At 70.6% G+C, this 18,009-nt stretch carries 16 protein-coding genes; 11 read left to right on the top strand and 5 right to left on the bottom strand.

Going from position 1 to position 18,009, the window contains the following annotated elements:
- The first annotated feature begins 38 nt into the window (after positions 1-38).
- From ACWD1Z_RS06925 to ACWD1Z_RS06905, 5 genes are all read left to right on the top strand, one after another.
- Positions 39-1,070 carry a LacI family DNA-binding transcriptional regulator gene (locus tag ACWD1Z_RS06925; RefSeq protein ID WP_451116191.1) on the top strand — a complete coding sequence of 344 codons (1,032 nt, stop codon included), beginning with the start codon at positions 39-41 and terminating at the stop codon, positions 1,068-1,070.
- Between the two features lie 264 nt (positions 1,071-1,334).
- Complete coding sequence (locus ACWD1Z_RS06920) at positions 1,335-2,468, top strand: GH12 family glycosyl hydrolase domain-containing protein (protein WP_451116190.1); 1,134 nt, start codon at positions 1,335-1,337, stop codon at positions 2,466-2,468.
- Positions 2,469-2,623: 155 nt separating this feature from the next.
- The gene (locus ACWD1Z_RS06915) at positions 2,624-4,828 is read left to right on the top strand and encodes a glycoside hydrolase family 3 N-terminal domain-containing protein (protein ID WP_451116189.1); all 2,205 of its coding nucleotides are present in this window, start codon (positions 2,624-2,626) and stop codon (positions 4,826-4,828) included.
- 42 nt (positions 4,829-4,870) lie between these two features.
- Complete coding sequence (locus ACWD1Z_RS06910; RefSeq protein ID WP_451116187.1) at positions 4,871-7,084, top strand: glycoside hydrolase family 6 protein; 2,214 nt, start codon at positions 4,871-4,873, stop codon at positions 7,082-7,084.
- Positions 7,085-7,185: 101 nt separating this feature from the next.
- Entirely contained in the window at positions 7,186-8,286 is a 1,101-nt protein-coding gene (locus ACWD1Z_RS06905; RefSeq protein ID WP_451116186.1) for a lytic polysaccharide monooxygenase, read from the top strand.
- A 63-nt stretch (positions 8,287-8,349) separates the two neighbouring features.
- Here the strand turns inward: ACWD1Z_RS06905 and ACWD1Z_RS06900 are convergent, their stop codons facing one another.
- Positions 8,350-9,069 (bottom strand): hypothetical protein, encoded by a 720-nt coding sequence (locus tag ACWD1Z_RS06900; protein ID WP_451116184.1) that lies wholly within the window; start codon positions 9,067-9,069, stop codon positions 8,350-8,352.
- A gap of 159 nt (positions 9,070-9,228) precedes the next feature.
- On the opposite strand from ACWD1Z_RS06900, the gene gcl reads away from it, so the two are divergent.
- A complete protein-coding gene (gcl, locus tag ACWD1Z_RS06895; protein ID WP_451116183.1) occupies positions 9,229-11,013 on the top strand; it encodes a glyoxylate carboligase in 1,785 nt (594 codons plus the stop codon).
- A gap of 318 nt (positions 11,014-11,331) precedes the next feature.
- Here the strand turns inward: gcl and ACWD1Z_RS06890 are convergent, their stop codons facing one another.
- The 4 genes from ACWD1Z_RS06890 to ACWD1Z_RS06875 form a co-directional block, all read right to left on the bottom strand.
- Positions 11,332-11,586 carry a hypothetical protein gene (locus tag ACWD1Z_RS06890; RefSeq protein WP_451116181.1) on the bottom strand — a complete coding sequence of 85 codons (255 nt, stop codon included), beginning with the start codon at positions 11,584-11,586 and terminating at the stop codon, positions 11,332-11,334.
- 295 nt (positions 11,587-11,881) lie between these two features.
- Complete coding sequence (locus ACWD1Z_RS06885; RefSeq protein WP_451116179.1) at positions 11,882-13,339, bottom strand: catalase; 1,458 nt, start codon at positions 13,337-13,339, stop codon at positions 11,882-11,884.
- Between the two features lie 192 nt (positions 13,340-13,531).
- Positions 13,532-14,425 carry a 2-hydroxy-3-oxopropionate reductase gene (locus ACWD1Z_RS06880; protein ID WP_451116178.1) on the bottom strand — a complete coding sequence of 298 codons (894 nt, stop codon included), beginning with the start codon at positions 14,423-14,425 and terminating at the stop codon, positions 13,532-13,534.
- A gap of 26 nt (positions 14,426-14,451) precedes the next feature.
- Positions 14,452-15,273 (bottom strand): TIM barrel protein, encoded by an 822-nt coding sequence (locus ACWD1Z_RS06875; protein ID WP_451116176.1) that lies wholly within the window; start codon positions 15,271-15,273, stop codon positions 14,452-14,454.
- A gap of 137 nt (positions 15,274-15,410) precedes the next feature.
- Between ACWD1Z_RS06875 and ACWD1Z_RS06870 the strand changes: the two genes are divergently transcribed.
- From ACWD1Z_RS06870 to pucL, 5 genes are all read left to right on the top strand, one after another.
- Complete coding sequence (locus tag ACWD1Z_RS06870) at positions 15,411-15,662, top strand: hypothetical protein (RefSeq protein WP_451116174.1); 252 nt, start codon at positions 15,411-15,413, stop codon at positions 15,660-15,662.
- A gap of 44 nt (positions 15,663-15,706) precedes the next feature.
- A complete protein-coding gene (locus ACWD1Z_RS06865) occupies positions 15,707-16,018 on the top strand; it encodes a helix-turn-helix domain-containing protein (RefSeq protein ID WP_389420600.1) in 312 nt (103 codons plus the stop codon).
- Positions 16,019-16,128: 110 nt separating this feature from the next.
- The gene (uraD, locus tag ACWD1Z_RS06860) at positions 16,129-16,638 is read left to right on the top strand and encodes a 2-oxo-4-hydroxy-4-carboxy-5-ureidoimidazoline decarboxylase (RefSeq protein WP_451116172.1); all 510 of its coding nucleotides are present in this window, start codon (positions 16,129-16,131) and stop codon (positions 16,636-16,638) included.
- 4 nt (positions 16,639-16,642) lie between these two features.
- On the top strand, positions 16,643-17,056 hold the full coding sequence (gene uraH / locus ACWD1Z_RS06855) for a hydroxyisourate hydrolase (protein ID WP_389420534.1): 414 nt from the start codon (positions 16,643-16,645) through the stop codon (positions 17,054-17,056).
- 4 nt (positions 17,057-17,060) lie between these two features.
- The gene (gene pucL, locus ACWD1Z_RS06850; RefSeq protein ID WP_451116169.1) at positions 17,061-17,984 is read left to right on the top strand and encodes a factor-independent urate hydroxylase; all 924 of its coding nucleotides are present in this window, start codon (positions 17,061-17,063) and stop codon (positions 17,982-17,984) included.
- Positions 17,985-18,009: the final 25 nt, after the last annotated feature.

The following is an 18,009-nucleotide window of genomic DNA, read 5'->3' as shown; positions in this document are numbered from 1 at the left end:
GGCGCGGCCCGTAAGATCGGGTGCCCTTGGGGGTGGTTATGGGCAGGCAGCGCCCCGGTTCGCCGACGCTGGAGGAAGTCGCGGCTCTCGCCGGTGTCGGGCGCGGCACCGTCTCGCGGGTCATCAACAACGCGGCGGGCGTGAAGGAGTCCACGCGCCGGGCCGTCGAGCGGGCCATCGACGAACTGGGCTACGTGCCCAATCTGGCGGCCCGTTCCCTGGCCGGGCGGCGCGCCGACGCGGTGGCGCTGGCGCTGACCGAACGGGACTGGCGGCAGTTCGGGGAACCCTTCTTCTCCGAGATCATCCGCTCGGTCGGGGACGCCCTCGCCACCACCTCGATGCAACTGCTGCTCACCCTGGTCCGCACGGACGTCGAGCGGCGGCGCTTCGTGGAGTTCGCGCGCGGCGGGCGGGTGGACGGGGTCCTGCTGATGTCCGTACGGGCCGAGGACCGGCTGCCGGACATGCTCGCCGAGGCCGGACTGCCCACGGTGCTGCTCGGCCGCCGCTCGGGCGACGAGCACGTCACCTACGTGGACGCGGACAACGTCGGCGGCGCCCGGGATGCGGTCGAGCATCTGCTGCGCGGGGGGCGCCGCAGGATCGCCGCCGTCACCGGGCCGCTCGACATGTATGTCACCCAGTGCCGGCTGCGCGGGTACCGGCAGGCGCTGGCCGCCGCCGGCCTGGAAGCGGTTCCCTCGCTGGTCGTCGAGGGTGACTTCACCGAGGACAGCGGGCGCCGCGCGACGGCCGAACTCCTCGCACGGCACCCGGACTTGGACGCCGTCTTCGCCGCCTCGGACACCATGGCGGCCGGCGCGCTGGCCGTGCTGCGGGCGGCCGGCCGCCGGGTGCCCGAGGACGTCGCGGTGATCGGCTTCGACGACTTCCCGCTCGCCCGGCACACCGATCCGTCGCTGACGACGGTCCGGCAGCCGCTGGCGGAGATCGGCCGGACCATGGTGCGGCTGCTGATGGAGGAGCTGCAGGAGGGGGAGCAGCCCGAGGTGGCCTGGCGCCATGTCATCCTGCGCACCCGGCTGGTGGTCCGCGACTCGGCCTGATGGGGCCGCCGAACGCCGCGAGCGAAAGTTTCGGGAGCGCTCCCAACTCCCGGAGCCCTTCTAGGCGTTGTGAACGCACCTCTGTGACCTGCGACTTCGAAATCCATTCGATGCATTCGCGCGCGCAGGGTTGTCAGGAACATGGACGGACTCCTACAGTCCGGACCGAACCGGTGGGGTGGGAGCGCTCCCATCAGTGGGGAGTTGGGAGCGCTCCCGTACCGGCCCCGAATGACCGGCGCCATCTCCGAGAGAGGCACCCGCATGCGACTGTTACCGCACCGTCCCCGCCCCGCGCGCGGCCTGTTCGCCGCGCTGCTGTCCACTCTCGCCGCCCTCGCGGCCCTTCTCGTCGCCGCACCGCCGGCCCAGGCCGACACCACGATCTGCGAGCAGTACGGCTCGACCGTCATCCAGGGCCGCTACGTCGTCCAGAACAACCGCTGGGGCACCAGCGCCACCCAGTGCGTCACCGCCACCGACACCGGCTTCCGCCTCACCCAGGCCGACGGCTCGGTGCCCACCAACGGCGCCCCGAAGTCGTACCCGTCGGTGTTCAACGGCTGCCACTACACGAACTGTTCGCCGGGCACCAGCCTTCCGGCGCAGATCAGCACCATCTCCAGCGCCCCCAGCAGCATCTCCTACGGCTATGTCTCCAACGCCGTGTACAACGCCTCGTACGACATCTGGCTGGACCCGACGCCCCGCACCGACGGCGTCAACCGGACCGAGATCATGATCTGGTTCAACCGGGTGGGCCCGATCCAGCCGATCGGCTCGCCGGTGGGCAACGCCACCGTCGGCGGCCGCACCTTCGAGGTGTGGACCGGCAGCAACGGCCACAACGACGTGATCTCCTTCGTCGCTCCCTCGGCGATCAGCAGCTGGAGCTTCGACGTCATGGACTTCGTCGACCAGACCGTCGCCCGGGGGATGGCGCAGAGCAACTGGTACCTGACGAGCGTCCAGGCCGGGTTCGAGCCGTGGCAGAACGGCGCCGGACTCGCGGTGAACTCCTTCTCCTCCGCCGTCAACCTCGGGGGCGGCGGCGACCCGGGCGGCCCCGGTGGGCCGGCCACGGCCTGCCAGGTGACCTACGCGACCAACGTCTGGCAGGGCGGCTACACCGCCAACGTCACCGTCAAGAACACCGGTACCGCTGCCCTGAACAGCTGGCAGCTCGGCTTCACCCTGCCCTCCGGGCAGCGCGTCACCAACTCCTGGAACGCCACCCTGTCCGGCTCCTCCGGCGCGGTGACGGCGACTCCCGTGGCGCACAACGCGCAGATCGCCGCCGGCGGCAGCCAGAGCTTCGGCTTCCAGGGCACCTACAGCGGCACCTTCGCCAAGCCCAGCGCCTTCAGCCTGAACGGCACCGCCTGCACCAGCGCCTGACCCCGCCGGTGCGCCGCACCGGCCTCCTCCGGGGCCCGCCCCGCCTTCCCGCACCGACGGGGGCGGGCCCCGGTACCCACGTCCGCCCCTCCGGCCCGCACCCGGAAAGGCCGCACTCCATGAGCCCGAGCCGCACCGTGTCCGCAAGCCCACCCGTGCCCGTACGTTCCCGGACCCGTCGCCCCGCCCTCGTCGCCGCGCTGTGCGCCGCGACCCTCGCCCTGACCGGCCTCGCCGCCGCCCCGCCCGCCCAGGTCCCGGCGGCCGCCGCCGCGCTGCCGTACCAGGACCCCTCCGTGCCGGTGCCCCAGCGGGTCACCGATCTGCTCTCCCGGATGACGCTCGACGACAAGCTCGGGCAGATGACCCAGATCGAGAAGGACGCGCTCGTCCCGCAGTCCGACCTCGCCACCTACCGCATCGGTTCGGTGCTCTCCGGCGGCGACTCGGCGGTCAGCCCCAACAACGCCCAGACCTGGGCCGACACCTACGACTCCCTGCAGCGCACCGCCCTCGGCACCCCGCTCGGCATCCCGATGATCTACGGCATCGACGCGGTGCACGGCCACAACGCGGTGCGCGGCGCCACCCTCTTCCCGCACAACATCGGCCTCGGCGCCACCCGTGACCCGGCGCTGGTGCAGCGGATCGGGCGGGCGGTGGCCGAGGAGGTGGCCGGCACCGGCATCGACTGGTCCTTCGCGCCCTGTCTGTGCGTGGCCCGCAACGACCGGTGGGGCCGCACCTACGAGTCGTTCGGGGAGAAGCCCGAACTGGCCACCTCCATGGCCACGTTCGTCACCGGCATGCAGGGCACGAGCCTGGGCGGCGACCCCGCGTCGGTGCTGGCCACCGCCAAGCACTACCTCGGCGACGGCGGCACCACCGGAGGCGTCGACCAGGGCAACACCGAGCTGTCCGAGGCCGAGCTGCGCGCGATCCACCTGCCGCCCTTCCAGGAGGCGGTACGCCGCGGCGTGGGCTCGGTCATGCTGTCCTACAGCTCTTGGAACGGCGTCCGCTCGCACGGGCACAAGTACCTGGTCACCGACGTGCTCAAGGGCGAGCTGGGCTTCACCGGCTTCGTCGTCTCCGACTGGGCCGCGGTCGACAAGCTCGACGGGCAGAGCGGCTTCACCGGCGCCGAGATCGCCACGGCCGTCAACGCCGGCGTCGACATGGTGATGGTCCCGCACGACTACAAGAAGTTCCTCACCCTGCTGCGCGGCGAGGTGAACGCCGGGCGGATCCCCCTGGCGCGCGTCGACGACGCCAACCGGCGCATCCTCACCAAGAAGTTCCAGCTCGGCCTGTTCGAAAAGCCGCTCACCGACCGGTCGTTGACCCCGACCGTCGGCTCCGCGGAGCACCGGGCGCTGGCCCGGCAGGCGGTGCGGCAGTCGCAGGTGCTGCTGAAGAACGACGGCGCGATCCTGCCGCTGGCGAAGAACGCCAAGCTGTTCGTGGCCGGCAAGTCCGCCGACGACATCGGCAACCAGAGCGGCGGCTGGACCATGGGCTGGCAGGGCCGCAGCGGGCCCGTCACCGAGGGCACGACCGTCCTGCAGGGCATCCGCGCCGCCGCGACCGACCCGTCCCGGATCACCTACGACCGCTACGGCAACGGCATCGACGGCAGCTACACCGCGGCCGTCGCGGTGATCGGGGAGACCCCGTACGCCGAGATGCACGGCGACCGGCCCGGCGGCATGGGGCTGGACCAGGAGGACCTGCAGACCCTCAGCCGGCTCAAGGCCAGCGGCGTGCCCGTCGTGGTCGTCCTGGTCTCCGGACGCCCGCTCGACATCGCCGCACAACTCCCTGACTGGCGCGCCCTGCTGGCGGCCTGGCTGCCCGGCACCGAGGGCGCCGGAGTGTCGGACGTGCTCTTCGGCGACCACGCCCCGACCGGCAAGCTCCCCATGACGTGGATGCGCAGCGCCTCCCAGCAGCCCATCAACGACGGCGACGGCAAGAGCCCGCTCTTCGCGTACGGGCACGGCCTGACCTACGGCAGCGCTCCCGACCCCGACCCCGACCCGGACCCGGACCCCGAGCCGCAACCCAAGTCCTGCACCGCCCAGTTCAAGGTCGTCTCGGCCTGGACCGGCGGCTACCAGGCGGAGATGAGCGTCAAGAACACCGGCAGCGGCCCGCTCACCGGCTGGTCCGTCGCCTGGGACCTGGGCGGCTCCACCGTCAACAGCCTGTGGAACGGCTCGCTGACCGTGGCCCAGGGCCGCGCGACGGTCCGCAACGCCGCCCACAACGGCGCCCTGTCACCCGGCGCCACCACCTCGTTCGGCTTCACCGCGAACGGCGGCGCGGGCACGCCCGCTCCGCAGTGCACCGGCTCCTGACGTACGACCGGCACATCCGCACGTACCACCGAGGAGGGCACGATGACCGAACCGACCAGAGCCGACGGCGCCATGCGGCCGCGCAGGCGCCGACGACGGTCGGCAGCCCTGGCCACCGCCCTGGCCACCCTGATGCTCGGGGTGGCGGGCCAGATCGCGGGACAGCCCGCGGCAGCGGCGGAAGCACACGTCGACAACCCCTTCGCCGGGGCCACCTTCTACATCAACCCCGACTACGCCGAGCACGTGGACACGTCCATCGCGCAGACCTCCGACGCCACGCTCAAGGCGAAGATGGAGAAGGTCAAGAACTATCCGACCGCCGTCTGGCTGGACCGGATCGCGGCCATCCACGGCGGTGCCGCCAACGCCGGACGCAAGAGCCTCGCCGACCATCTCGACCTGGCGCTCGCCCAGAAGAAGCCCGGACAGCCGATCACCGCCACCATCGTGGTGTACGACCTGCCCGGACGGGACTGCGCCGCCCTCGCCTCCAACGGCGAACTCCCGGCCACCCAGGCGGGTCTGGACCGCTACAAGACCGAGTACATCGACGTCATCGCGAACGTCTTCAAGAACCCCAAGTACCAGGACATCCGCATCACCACGGTCATCGAGCCCGACAGCCTGCCCAACCTGGTCACCAACACCTCCGACCCCGAGTGCGCCCAGGTCAAGAGCAGCGGCCTGTACGTCAAGGGCATCCAGTACGCCCTGGACAAGCTGCACGCGATCCCGAACGTATACACGTACCTGGACTACGCGCACTCCGGCTGGCTCGGCTGGGACACCAACCTCACCCAGACCGTGCAGCAGTACACCGAGGTGGCCAGGGGCACCGCGGCCGGTCTGAGCAGCGTCGACGGCCTGATCACCAACGTCGCCAACTACACGCCGCTGGAGGAGCCCTTCCTGACCAACCCCGACAAGACGGTCGGCGGCAACATGGTCAAGTCGAGCAAGTTCTACGAGTGGAACCCGAACTTCGACGAGGCCGACTTCACCAAGAACGTACACCGGGCGCTGGTCGCGGCGGGCTGGCCCGCCTCCACCGGCATGGTGATCGACACCTCCCGCAACGGCTGGGGCGGCGCCGCGCGGCCCACCGCGGAGAGCACCAGCACCACGCTCGACACCTACGTCACCGAGTCCAAGGCCGACCGCCGCACCCACCGCGGACTGTGGTGCAACGTGAGCGGAGCCGGCATCGGGCAGCCGCCGCAGGCCTCGCCCGCGGGATACCCCGACTCGCACCTCGACGCCTTCCTGTGGGTCAAGCCGCCGGGTGAGTCGGACGGCGCCAGCAAGGACATCCCGAACGACGAGGGCAAGCGCCAGGACCCGATGTGCAACCCCGACTACACCGCGCCCAACGCGGGCAACAACAAGACGGGGGCACTGCCCGACGCGCCGCTGGCCGGGCACTGGTTCCACAACCAGTTCGCGATGCTGGTGCGCAACGCGTACCCGGCCGTCCCGACGGGCGGCACCGACCCGGGTGACACCACCGCCCCGACCGCCCCGACCGCACTGCGGACCACCGCCAAGACCGCGAGCAGTGTCTCCCTGGCCTGGACCGCGGCCACCGACAACGTGGGCGTGACCGGCTACGACGTGTACCGCAACGGCACCCGGGTCGGCTCGGCGCCGGCCGGCGGTACCACGTACACCGACACCGGGCTGAGCGCCGCCACGGCCTACAGCTACACCGTGCGGGCCCTCGACGCGGCCGGGAACGTCTCCGCCGCCTCCACCGCGCTGAGCGTCACCACCGAGACGGGCGGCGGCGGCCCCGACCCGGCGGGCGGTCTCAAGATCGCCTACAAGAACAACGACTCCTCGGCCACCGACAACGCCATCCGCCCCGGCCTGCGGATCACCAACACCGGCAGCGCCGCCCTCGACCTGACCAAGGTCACCGCCCGCTACTACTTCACCCGGGACGGCGGTTCGCCCACCGTCAACGCCTGGTGCGACTACGCCGCGGTCGGCTGCTCCAACGTCAAGCTCAGGGTCGTCCCGCTGAGCACCCCGGTCGCGGGCGCCGACGCCTATCTGGAGGTCGGCTTCTCGGCCGGCTCGCTGGCCGCGGGCCGGGACACCGGTGACCTCCAGCTCCGGATGGCCAAGTCCGACTGGTCCGCGTTCAACGAGGTCGGCGACCACAGCCGCACCACCGCCACCTCGTACACCGACGCCCCGGCGATCCCCGGCTACCTCGGCACCACCCTGGCCTGGGGCACCCCGCCCGCCTGATCCGCGTACCTCCCCACACTCCCCCGCCCGCCCGGAGCGACTTCCTTCCCCGGGCGGGCGGGGGCTCCACAGCGGACAGCCAAGGAACGACAGGAGGCACCATGGTTCGACGCAGAAACCGGCTCCTCTCCTGGGCGGCGGTGCTCGCCACCCTGCTGAGCGGACTCGGTCTGGCCTTGCTCGGCCAGGGCAGCGCGCAGGCACACGGGGTGGCGATGATGCCCGGCTCGCGGACGTATCTCTGTTATCAGGACGCCAAGACGGGCACCGGCGCCCTGGACCCGACGAACCCGGCGTGCAAGGCCGCGCTGGCCGAGAGCGGATCGACGGCCCTGTACAACTGGTTCGCCGTGCTCGACTCCAACGCGGGCGGGCGCGGCCCCGGGTACGTACCGGACGGCAAGCTGTGCAGTGCCGGTGACCGCTCCCCGTACAACTTCACCGGCTACAACGCCGCCCGCGCCGACTGGCCCCGCACGCATCTGACCTCCGGGAAGAGCATGCAGGTCCGGTACAGCAACTGGGCGGCCCACCCGGGCGACTTCCGGGTGTACCTGTCCAAGCCCGGCTACTCGCCCAGCAGCCCGCTGGGCTGGAACGACCTGGAGCTCATCCAGACCGTCACCAACCCCGCCCAGTCGGGTTCGGTGGGCAGCGATTCCGGTCACTACTTCTGGAACCTGAACCTGCCCGCGGGCCGCTCGGGCGACGCGGTGCTGTTCATCCAGTGGGTGCGCTCGGACAGCCAGGAGAACTTCTTCTCCTGTTCCGACGTCGTCTTCGACGGCGGCAACGGCGAGGTGACCGGCATCCGCGGCTCGGGCGGCAACCCGACGCCCACGCCCACGCCGACGCCGACGCCGACTCCGACGCCCACCCCGACCAACCCGCACACCGGCTGCATGGCCGTCTACTCGGTGACGAACGCCTGGAACGGCGGCTTCCAGGGCTCCGTCCAGGTGATGAACCACAACACGGCACCGATGAACGGCTGGGCCGTGCGCTGGCAGCTCGGCACCGGCACCCGGCTGAGCCAGGTCTGGAACGGCACGCTCAGTACCGGCTCCGACGGCACGGTCACGGTCAGAAACGTCGACCACAACCGGACCGTCGCGCCGGACGGCAGTGCGAGCTTCGGCTTCACCGCCACCTCCACCGGCAACAACCATCCGGTCGGCTCGATCGGCTGCGTCACCCCGTAACACGTTCCGCCGAGGCGCCGGCTCCCGCACCGCGGGGAGCCGGCGCTCTCGTGTGCGCGGCGGTCAGCGGGCGGGGGAGGCCAGCGCGTCGGCGTGGTCGTTGACCGGCTGCGGGGTGCCCGCGAGGTCCAGGACGAACAGCGGGACGCCGAGGGCGTCGGCGCGGACGCGGCCCTCGGTGGCGTATCCGGCCAGGGAGAAGTAGACGCAGCGCGCCGACTCGGTCATGGCGGTCAGCCACAGGCACTCCACGTCCCGTACGGAGGCCGGGCGCACGGTGGGGTCGACCTGGGCGAGCAGGCCGGGGGCGGCGAGTCCGATGCCGGCGGGGGGCCGCTGGTCGGCGCGGCGGATGTCCCGGTAGCCGAGCCAGCGCAGGTAGAGGGCGGCGGCCGTGACGGCGTCCCGGGCGGTACGGATCGGCACCGGCGCGAAGGGGGCCCGGCACCGGGGCGCCACGGGCGTACGGGCGCCGGGGTCCGGGGGCGCGGCGGCGGGACCGGCCGAGGAGAGCGTCCCCGTCACCGGGATCCGCAGGACCGTGCCGCACGGGCAGCCCAGCTCGGGGCGGGGCCACTGGCCGCTCCGGCCGCAGGAGACGCACCGGACGGTCACCCACTCCTCGGCCCAGGCCCGGTGGCGGACGGCGACCGGGACCCCGCGCGGATCCAGCGGCGGGGCGACCGGGCCGCCGCAGGCGCACGGATAGGACACGGCCGCGTACTGGTGCTCACGACTGCAGGCCGGGCAGCGCACCGCCACGCTCTGGGGCATGGCACCCATGGTGCTCCAGCGCGCCCCCGCTTGTCCCTCTCTTGACGGGCTTCGTCCCCCCCACTTACATTGCTTCCAGATAGTAGAAAATACTTTCCGCAATACGGAAGAGCTCAACCGCGGGGCGCGACGGGGATGCGAATCCGACAGCCGAAGCAGGAGTACTCAATGGCTCGAATGACCGCTGCCCGAGCGGCAGTTGAGATCCTCAAGCGCGAGGGCGTCAGCAACGCGTTCGGTGTGCCGGGCGCGGCGATCAACCCGTTCTACGCGGCGCTCAAGGCGTCCGGCGGCATCCAGCACACCCTCGCCCGGCATGTCGAGGGTGCCTCGCACATGGCCGAGGGCTACACCCGCACCCACGCGGGCAACATCGGGGTGTGCATCGGCACCTCCGGACCGGCCGGCACCGACATGATCACCGGTCTGTACTCCGCGATCGGTGACTCCATCCCGATCCTGTGCATCACGGGCCAGGCGCCGACCGCCGTGATCCACAAGGAGGACTTCCAGGCCGTCGACATCGCCTCGATCGCCAAGCCGGTCACGAAGATGGCGGTGACCGTCCTGGAGGCCGCGCAGGTCCCCGGCGTCTTCCAGCAGGCCTTCCACCTGATGCGCTCCGGCCGTCCCGGCCCGGTCCTGATCGACCTGCCGATCGACGTCCAGCTCACCGAGATCGAGTTCGACCCGGAGACGTACGAGCCGCTGGCGGTCTACAAGCCGGCCGCGAGCCGCGCCCAGGTCGAGAAGGCGCTCGGGATGCTCAACGCCGCCGAGCGGCCGCTGATCGTCGCGGGCGGCGGTGTCATCAACGCCGACGCCGCCGATCTGCTGGTGGAGTTCGCCGAGCTGACCGGCACCCCGGTCGTCCCCACCCTGATGGGCTGGGGCCTGCTGCCCGACGACCACGAGCTGAACGCCGGCATGGTGGGCCTGCAGACCTCGCACCGCTACGGCAACGCGACCTTCCTGGAGTCCGACTTCGTCCTCGGCATCGGCAACCGCTGGGCCAACCGGCACACCGGCAAGCTGGACGTCTACACCGCCGGCCGGAAGTTCGTCCACGTCGACGTCGAGCCCACCCAGATCGGCAAGATCTTCGCCCCCGACTACGGCATCGCCTCCGACGCGAAGGCGGCACTCGAGCTGTTCGTCGAGGTGGCACGGGAGTTGAAGGCGGCCGGCAAACTGCCCGACCGCTCGGCGTGGGCGGCCTCCGCACAGGAGCGGAAGGCGACGCTGCAGCGCCGTACCCACTTCGACGACATCCCGATCAAGCCGCAGCGCGTCTACGAGGAGATGAACAAGGCCTTCGGCCCGGAGACCCGGTACGTCTCCACCATCGGCCTCTCCCAGATCGCCGGCGCCCAGATGCTGCACGTCTTCCGGCCGCGCCACTGGATCAACTGCGGCCAGGCGGGCCCCCTCGGCTGGACGATCCCGGCCGCGCTGGGTGTCGCCAAGGCCGACCCGGAGGCGTCCGTGGTCGCGCTCTCCGGCGACTACGACTTCCAGTTCATGATCGAGGAGCTGGCGGTCGGGGCGCAGCACCGGATCCCGTACGTCCATGTCCTGGTGAACAACTCCTACCTCGGCCTGATCCGCCAGGCGCAGCGGGCCTTCGACATCGACTTCCAGGTCAAGCTGGAGTTCGAGAACATCAACTCGCCCGAGCTGGGCGTCTACGGCGTCGACCACGTCAAGGTCGCCGAGGGGCTCGGCTGCAAGGCGATCCGGGTGACCGACCCGGCGGAGCTGGGCGCGGCCTTCGAGCAGGCCAAGAAGCTCGCCGCCGAGTTCCAGGTGCCGGTCGTCGTCGAGGCGATCCTGGAGCGCGTCACCAACATCTCGATGTCGACCACCAACGACATCAGCAACGTCGTGGAGTTCGAGGAGATCGCGACCGAGCCCGGCCATGCGCCGACCGCGGTCAAGACGCTCAAGGTCTGATCCACCGGCCGGCTCCGTAGGGGGCAGTCCACCCGTGAGGTGGGCTGCCCCCTCGTCGTCGTCCCCCGGTTTCGTCGTTCCCGCCCTGAGGCCCGCCGCACACCCCCGTACCGGCGGGCCTCAGGACGCCCCCGTGTCCCGCGGGCCGCCCGGACACCCCTGACCGGTGTGGCCCGCCGGAGCCCGCCGCCCCCGTGCCGGCGGGCCCCGTGTTCCGAGAATGTGCCCGCGCCCGGGGGCGGTTGAAGCCCCCGGGCGCGGGTTCAGAGGTTGATTTGAGGGTTGCGTAGCGGGGCTACGGACGGCGGCGTAGACGGTTCACGTCCCCGGTGTCCCGTGCGTCCCGTGGGGCTCCGAGAGCCCCGGCCACTCCTCGGGGCCGCCGCCCTGCCATTCGACGAGGTCGCTCTCCGCGACGTCGGTGACGTACAGGTCGGCCAGCCGCAGGAACTCGGCGACGTCGTCGATGTGCGAGGCGATGCCGAGGGTCTCGTCCCCCGCGGTGACCCGCCGGGAGCCGTCCAGGGCGGGGGAGTGGACCACGATGTGCGGTTGCTGCGTCGGGTGTGCCATGTCTTCAGCCTGCTGCGCGAGGGGCGGTTCCGCACGCCGGGAACGCCGAGAAGCGCCGGATACGGGACCGTCCGTATCCGGCGCTTGTCCGCCGGTGAGGCAGGAGGGTTTTCGGGACCGCGGCGGTCGCGACGGAGCCTGAAACACCCTTCCCTCAGGTCGAGAAGGGGTTCCGGTCCTTCACCACCGCACTGGCTCGCACACCGCCGCGGTCCTCACCCTGACCCGCGTCCGACGCCGATCGACCACCCCTCATCCGGGTCTCTCGGCCGCTCGGACGCGGTCAGGGAGCCTTTCAGTCCTCGCGCAGGGCGCGGACCGCCTCCTCCACGCGCTTGCCGTACTCCGGGTCGGCGGCGTGGAAGTGGGCCAGGTTCTTCTCGATCACGTCGTCGCGGGAGACCTGGGAGAGGCCACCGGCGATGTTCGCGACCAGCCGGGACTTCTCCTCGGCGGACATCAGCCGGTACAGCTCGCCGGCCTGGAAGAAGTCGTCGTCCTTGGTGTGCTGCGGGGCCTCGTGCGTGCCGGTGTACCCGGACACCGCGAGCGGGGCGGACAGCGGACGCCCGGTCTCGACCGGGCCGTCGTAGGAGTTCGGCTCGTAGTTCTTGGCGTACCGGCCCTGGGAGTTGGCGGCCATGAGGCCGTCCCGGCCGTAGTTCTGCGCGCTCGTCGCCCGCGGGGCGTTCACGGCGAGCTGGGTGTGGTTGACGCCCAGGCGGTAGCGGTGCGCGTCGGCGTAGGCGAACAGGCGGCCCTGGAGCATCTTGTCCGGCGACGGGCCGATGCCCGGGACGAAGTTGTTCGGGGAGAACGCGGCCTGCTCGACCTCGGCGAAGACGTTGTCGGGGTTGCGGTCCAGGACCAGGCGGCCCACGCGCTGCAGCGGGTAGTCGGCGTGCGGCCAGACCTTGGTCAGGTCGAACGGGTTGAAGCGGTACTCCGCCGCCTCGGCGGCCGGCATCACCTGCACGTACAGCGTCCAGGACGGGTTCACGCCCCGCTCGATGGCCTGGAGCAGGTCCGTCTGGTGCGAGTTGGGGTCCTTGCCCGCGGTCTCGGCGGCCTGCTCGGCGGACAGGCAGCGGATGCCCTGGTTGGTCTTGAAGTGGTACTTGACGAAGAAGGCCTCGCCCTCGGCGTTCGTCCACTGGTAGGTGTGCGAGCCGTAGCCGTTCATGTGGCGGTACGACGCCGGGATGCCGCGGTCGCCCATCAGCCACGTCACCTGGTGCGTCGCCTCGGGGGAGTGCGCCCAGAAGTCCCAGACGTTGTCCGGCTCCTGGCGGCCGGTGAACGGGTCGCGCTTCTGCGAGTGGATGAAGTCCGGGAACTTGATCGGGTCCTTGATGAAGAACACCGGGGTGTTGTTCCCGACGAGGTCGTAATTGCCCTCTTCGGTATAGAACTTGACCGCGAAACCCCGCGGGTCGCGGACCGCGTCCGCCCCGCCGAGGCTGTCGGCCACGGTCGAGAAACGCAGGAAGACCTCGGTGCGCTTGCCGACGGCGCTCAGGAAGTCGGCGTGGGTGAAGCCGCTGACGTCGTCGGTCACCTCGAAGTAGCCGTAGGCGCCGCTGCCGCGGGCGTGCACGACGCGCTCCGGGATGCGCTCACGGTTGAACCGGGCGAGCTTCTCCAACAGGTGCTGGTCCTGGAGGAGCAGCGGACCGCCGACGCCGGCGGAGGCGGAGTTCTGGTTGTCGGCGACCGGGGCGCCGGACTCGGTGGTGAGCACGCGCTTCGACATCGTGGACCTTCCGTGCGGGAGTCAGCGGAAACCTGTTTCCGCTTCGTGGAGCCTAGGAGGGGGCAAACAAGGCGTCAACAGTTTGTTGAAGATACTCAACGGTCTGTTGAAGTGGATTCCGGGCGGCGCCGCCGCTTGGGCGCGACAGGACAGGTGTCAGCGGCGACGCCGCCCGGAGTTCTCGGCAGGTCCTCAGACCTGGGCGCCGGAGAGGCGCTCGACCGCGCGCAGCAGCGCGGAGTGGTCCAGGCCGCCGTCGCCCTGCGCACGCAGGGAGGCGACGAGCTGGGCGACCACGGCGCCGACGGGCAGGGCCGCGCCGACGTTGCGGGCGGCGTCGGTGACGATGCCCATGTCCTTGTGGTGCAGGTCGATCCGGAAGCCCGGCTTGAAGTCGCGCTGCAGGAAGTTGTCCTTCTTGCGCGTCAGCACGGTGGAGCCGGCCAGGCCGCCGTTGAGGACGTCCAGCGCCGCCGTGAGGTCCACGCCCGACTTCTCCAGGAAGACCACGGCCTCGGCGCACGCCTGGATGTTCACGGCGACGATCAGCTGGTTGGCGGCCTTCACGGTCTGGCCCGAGCCGTGCGGACCGCACAGCACGATGGTCTTGCCGAGGGACTCCAGCACCGGCTTGGCCTCGTCGAAGTCGGCCCGCTCGCCACCGACCATGATCGACAGTACGGCCTCGATGGCGCCGGCCTCGCCGCCGGACACCGGGGCGTCCAGCACACGGATGCCCTTGTCCTTGGCGGCCTTGGCCAGGTCCACGGAGGTCTGCGGGGTGATCGAGGACATGTCGATCAGCAGGGCGCCGGACCGGGCGTTGGCCAGGATGCCGTCGGGGCCGTAGGAGATGGCCTCGACCTGGGGGGAGGCGGGGACCATCGTGATGATCACGTCCGCGTCCTTGACGGCCTCGGCGATCGAACCGGCCGCGGTGCCGCCGGCCTTGGCCAGCCGGTCCAGCTTGTCCTGCTCCAGCGTGAACCCGGTGACGTCGTAACCCGCCTTGATCAGGTTCTCGGACATGGGGGAGCCCATGATGCCGAGGCCGATCCAGGCGATCTTGGGGAGTGCGTTGCTCATGAGGGTGTGCCTTTCGGTCAGGGGGGTCAGCGGGGCAGCCAGTCGAAGGCCTCGGCGCTCGGGCGGTCGCCCGGCTTGTACTCGAGGCCGACCCAGCCGTCGTAACCCGCCTTCTGCAGCTGGTCGAGGAGGTCTTCGAGGGGCAGCGAACCCGTGCCCGGGGCGCCGCGGCCGGGGTTGTCGGCGATCTGCACGTGGCCGGTCTGGGCGGCATACCGCTCGATCACCGCCGGCAGGTCCTCGCCGTTCATCGACAGGTGGTACAGGTCCATGAGGAACTTGGCGTTGCCCAGGCACGTCGCGGCGTTGACCTTGTCGACGACGCCGACCGCGGCCGGGGCCGACACCAGCGGGTACCGCGGCGACTCGGGCCGGTTCAGCGCCTCGATCAGCAGGATCGCGCCGATCCGGTCGGCGGCCCGGGCCGCGAAGACCAGGTTCTCCAGCGCCAGCGCGTCCTGCTCGGCCGGGTCCACGCCCTCGACGCGGTTGCCGTAGAGCGCGTTGAGCGCCGTGCAGCCGAGGGAGGCGGCGAAGTCGGCGGCCACGTCGATGTTGGCGCGGAACCTCTCCGACTCCTCGCCGGGCACCGACAGGGCGCCGCGGTCCGGGCCCGGGAGTTGTCCGGCGTAGAAGTTCAGGCCCGTGAGCCGGACGCCCGCGTCCTCGATCGCCTTCTTCAGGGCGTCGAGCTCGGACCGCTCGGGGGTGGGGGAGTCGATCCAGGGCCACCACAGCTCGACCGCGGTGAAGCCGGCCGCGGCGGCGGCCGCGGGGCGCTCCAGGAGCGGGAGTTCCGTGAAGAGGATCGACAGGTTGACGTTGAAGCGCTGCTCTGCGAATCCCATGGGGTCCGGCGCTCCCTTCCGTTGTCGAGATTCCGTATGACGGAAGTTCTTTTCTGCTTACTGGAAGATTGCCGTCGGGTGTTCGAGCTTGTCAAGAGGGGTCGGCGGAAAGCGGCGGCGCGCGTTAGGTTGAGCGCGTGCGACTGAGAGTGGAATTCACGACCGAGCCCTTCGACCTCGACGAAGCCCCCGCGCACGCGGTCGTGGCCCGCGAGGTCATCGAGGCGGCCGAGCTGGACGCGGTGGACGTCGGCCCGTTCGGCAACACCGCCGAGGGCAGCGCCGACGCCGTCCTCGGTGCCGTGGACGCGCTGCTGCGCAAGACCCTGGAGTCCGGCGCCACCCGGGTATCGCTCCAGGTCAACGTGGTCGGGGAGGGGGAGCGGTGAACGTCGAGCCCTTCATCACGGCCGTGAAGCCGCTGGTCGACGCCATGGGCGGCGAGATGCTGCCGCCGGACGAGGCCGGTCCCGAGGACGTGGTGCTCGCCTGGGAGGGTGCCGACGTCGTCGCCGTACGCCTGCCGCAGCTCGCGGACTCGCTGGACCACATCCTGGCCGCCATGGAGCGCAAGCAGGGCAAGCCGCTCGCCGACCTGGACCGCAAGTCCAAGCAGGAGGTCGTCCGGATACTCGAGGCGCGCGGCGCCTTCTCCGTGCGGCACGGCGTGGAAACCGTGGCCGGCGCCCTGGGCGTCAGCCGCTTCACCGTCTACAACTACCTGAACCGCGAGAAAGGGGCCTGACGGGGGGCTCCGGGTTTCGTTACCCGGAATTTTCAACAAAGTGTTGACGTGGTGTCGCGCAGGGCGTTAGCTATCGGCAGCCCGTTCAGCACAAGGCCACGGAGGCTCCCGTGACGTCCACATCCACGCCGGGCCTGGTCCGGTTCAACGCCCTGGAGGAGCACGCGGCCTTCGCCGCGCTCCACGAGGCGTGCGCCTCCCGGGCGTGGGCCGAGCGGCTTCTCGCCGCCCGCCCGTACGCCACCGTGGAGGACCTGTACTCCGCCAGTGACGCCGCGATGGCCGAGCTGACCGCCGCGGACCTGGAAGAGGCGATGGCCGGCCACCCGCCGATCGGCCGCCCCAAGCCCGGCGACCCGACGTCCGCCCGCGAGCAGCGCGGCATGGCCGGCGCCGCGGCGGAGCTCAAGGCGGAGATGCTCGAACTGAACCTGGCCTACCAGGAGAAGTTCGGCCATGTCTTCCTCATCTGCGCCACCGGCCGCACCGGCGAGCAGATGCGCGACGCGGTCAAGGAGCGGATCGGCAACGCGCCGGAGCAGGAGCGCGAGATCGTCCGCACCGAGCTGGGGAAGATCAACCGCATCCGACTGGCCCGACTCGTCGAAGAGGAAGCCTGACACCATGAGCACCAGCACCACCGCTTCCGTGTCCACGCACATCCTGGACACCAGCGCCGGCCGCCCCGCCGAGGGCGTCGCCGTCGAGCTCTCGGCCCGCGGCGGCCGGTCCGCCCAGTACGGGCAAGGAGGCGACTGGCGGACGCTCGGCGGCTCCGCGACCGACGCGGACGGCCGGTGCAAGGACCTCCCCGCCCTGCCGGAGGGGACCACCCACGTACGGCTCGACTTCGCCGTGGAGCCGTACTTCGAGAAGAAGCAAGCCGATGCGCAGCAGGACGCCCCCGCGAATCGGGACAGCGGTGCCGCCGTGTTCTTCCCGGAGGTGGCGATCACGTTCGCCGTCGTGCCGGGCGAGCACTACCACGTACCGCTGCTGCTCAACCCGTTCGGCTACTCCGTTTACCGAGGGAGCTAGCTAAATGCCCACCATCCTGGGACAGAACCAGTACGGCAAGGCCGAGAACCGAGTCGTCAAGATCACGCGGGACGGCGCCACCCACCACATCAAGGACCTCAACGTATCCGTGGCGCTGAGCGGCGACATGGACGAGGTCCACTACTCCGGCTCCAATGCCAACGTCCTGCCGACCGACACCACCAAGAACACGGTGTACGCGTTCGCCAAGGAGTACGGCATCGAGTCGGCCGAGCAGTTCGGCATCCACCTCGCCCGGCACTTCGTCACCTCGCAGGAGCCGATCGAGATCGCGCGGATCCGCATCGAGGAGTACGCCTGGGAGCGGATCGCGACCTCCGACGCCAACTCCCGGTTCATCGGCGCCGACGAGGTCAAGCACTCCTTCGTGCGCAAGGGCCAGGAGACCCGCGTCACGCAGATCACCTACGACGGCTCGTCGTGGGAGGTCGTCTCGGGTCTGAAGGACCTGACCGTGATGAACTCCACCAACTCCGAGTTCTGGGGCTACGTCAAGGACAAGTACACGACCCTCCAGGAGGCCTACGACCGGATCCTCGCGACCCAGGTCTCCGGCCGCTGGCGGTTCAACTGGACCGACGACGAGCAGAAGATGCCCAACTGGGAGAAGTCCTACGAGCAGGTGAAGAAGCACATGCTCCAGGCCTTCGCCGAGACCTACTCGCTCTCGCTGCAGCAGACGCTGTACCAGATGGGCTCGCGCATCATCAACAACCGCAGCGAGATCGACGAGGTGCGCTTCTCGCTCCCGAACAAGCACCACTTCCTGGTGGACCTGGAGCCGTTCGGGCTGAAGAACGACAACGAGGTCTACTACGCCGCGGACCGCCCCTACGGCCTGATCGAGGCCACCATCCTGCGGGACGGCTGCGAGCCGAGGATCCCGGTGGACCTCACCAACCTCTAGCAACACCATCTCGGCACCCGCGGCC

Source organism: Streptomyces sp. NPDC002784, assembly GCF_053592135.1.
The sequence above is the reverse complement of the archived record's forward strand: the minus strand, read 5'-3'. Positions and strand labels throughout refer to the sequence as shown.

Bases quoted from the DNA above. Each gene is read 5' to 3' on its own strand.
- ACWD1Z_RS06925 (WP_451116191.1), top strand. From the start codon at position 39: ATGGGCAGGCAGCGCCCCGGTTCGCCGACGCTGGAGGAAGTCGCGGCT.
- ACWD1Z_RS06920 (WP_451116190.1), top strand. From the start codon at position 1,335: ATGCGACTGTTACCGCACCGTCCCCGCCCCGCGCGCGGCCTGTTCGCC.
- ACWD1Z_RS06910 (WP_451116187.1), top strand. From the start codon at position 4,871: ATGACCGAACCGACCAGAGCCGACGGCGCCATGCGGCCGCGCAGGCGC.
- ACWD1Z_RS06905 (WP_451116186.1), top strand. From the start codon at position 7,186: ATGGTTCGACGCAGAAACCGGCTCCTCTCCTGGGCGGCGGTGCTCGCC.
- ACWD1Z_RS06900 (WP_451116184.1), bottom strand. From the start codon at position 9,069: ATGGGTGCCATGCCCCAGAGCGTGGCGGTGCGCTGCCCGGCCTGCAGT.
- gcl (WP_451116183.1), top strand. From the start codon at position 9,229: ATGGCTCGAATGACCGCTGCCCGAGCGGCAGTTGAGATCCTCAAGCGC.
- ACWD1Z_RS06890 (WP_451116181.1), bottom strand. From the start codon at position 11,586: ATGGCACACCCGACGCAGCAACCGCACATCGTGGTCCACTCCCCCGCC.
- ACWD1Z_RS06885 (WP_451116179.1), bottom strand. From the start codon at position 13,339: ATGTCGAAGCGCGTGCTCACCACCGAGTCCGGCGCCCCGGTCGCCGAC.
- ACWD1Z_RS06880 (WP_451116178.1), bottom strand. From the start codon at position 14,425: ATGAGCAACGCACTCCCCAAGATCGCCTGGATCGGCCTCGGCATCATG.
- ACWD1Z_RS06875 (WP_451116176.1), bottom strand. From the start codon at position 15,273: ATGGGATTCGCAGAGCAGCGCTTCAACGTCAACCTGTCGATCCTCTTC.
- ACWD1Z_RS06865 (WP_389420600.1), top strand. From the start codon at position 15,707: ATGGGCGGCGAGATGCTGCCGCCGGACGAGGCCGGTCCCGAGGACGTG.
- uraH (WP_389420534.1), top strand. From the start codon at position 16,643: ATGAGCACCAGCACCACCGCTTCCGTGTCCACGCACATCCTGGACACC.
- pucL (WP_451116169.1), top strand. From the start codon at position 17,061: ATGCCCACCATCCTGGGACAGAACCAGTACGGCAAGGCCGAGAACCGA.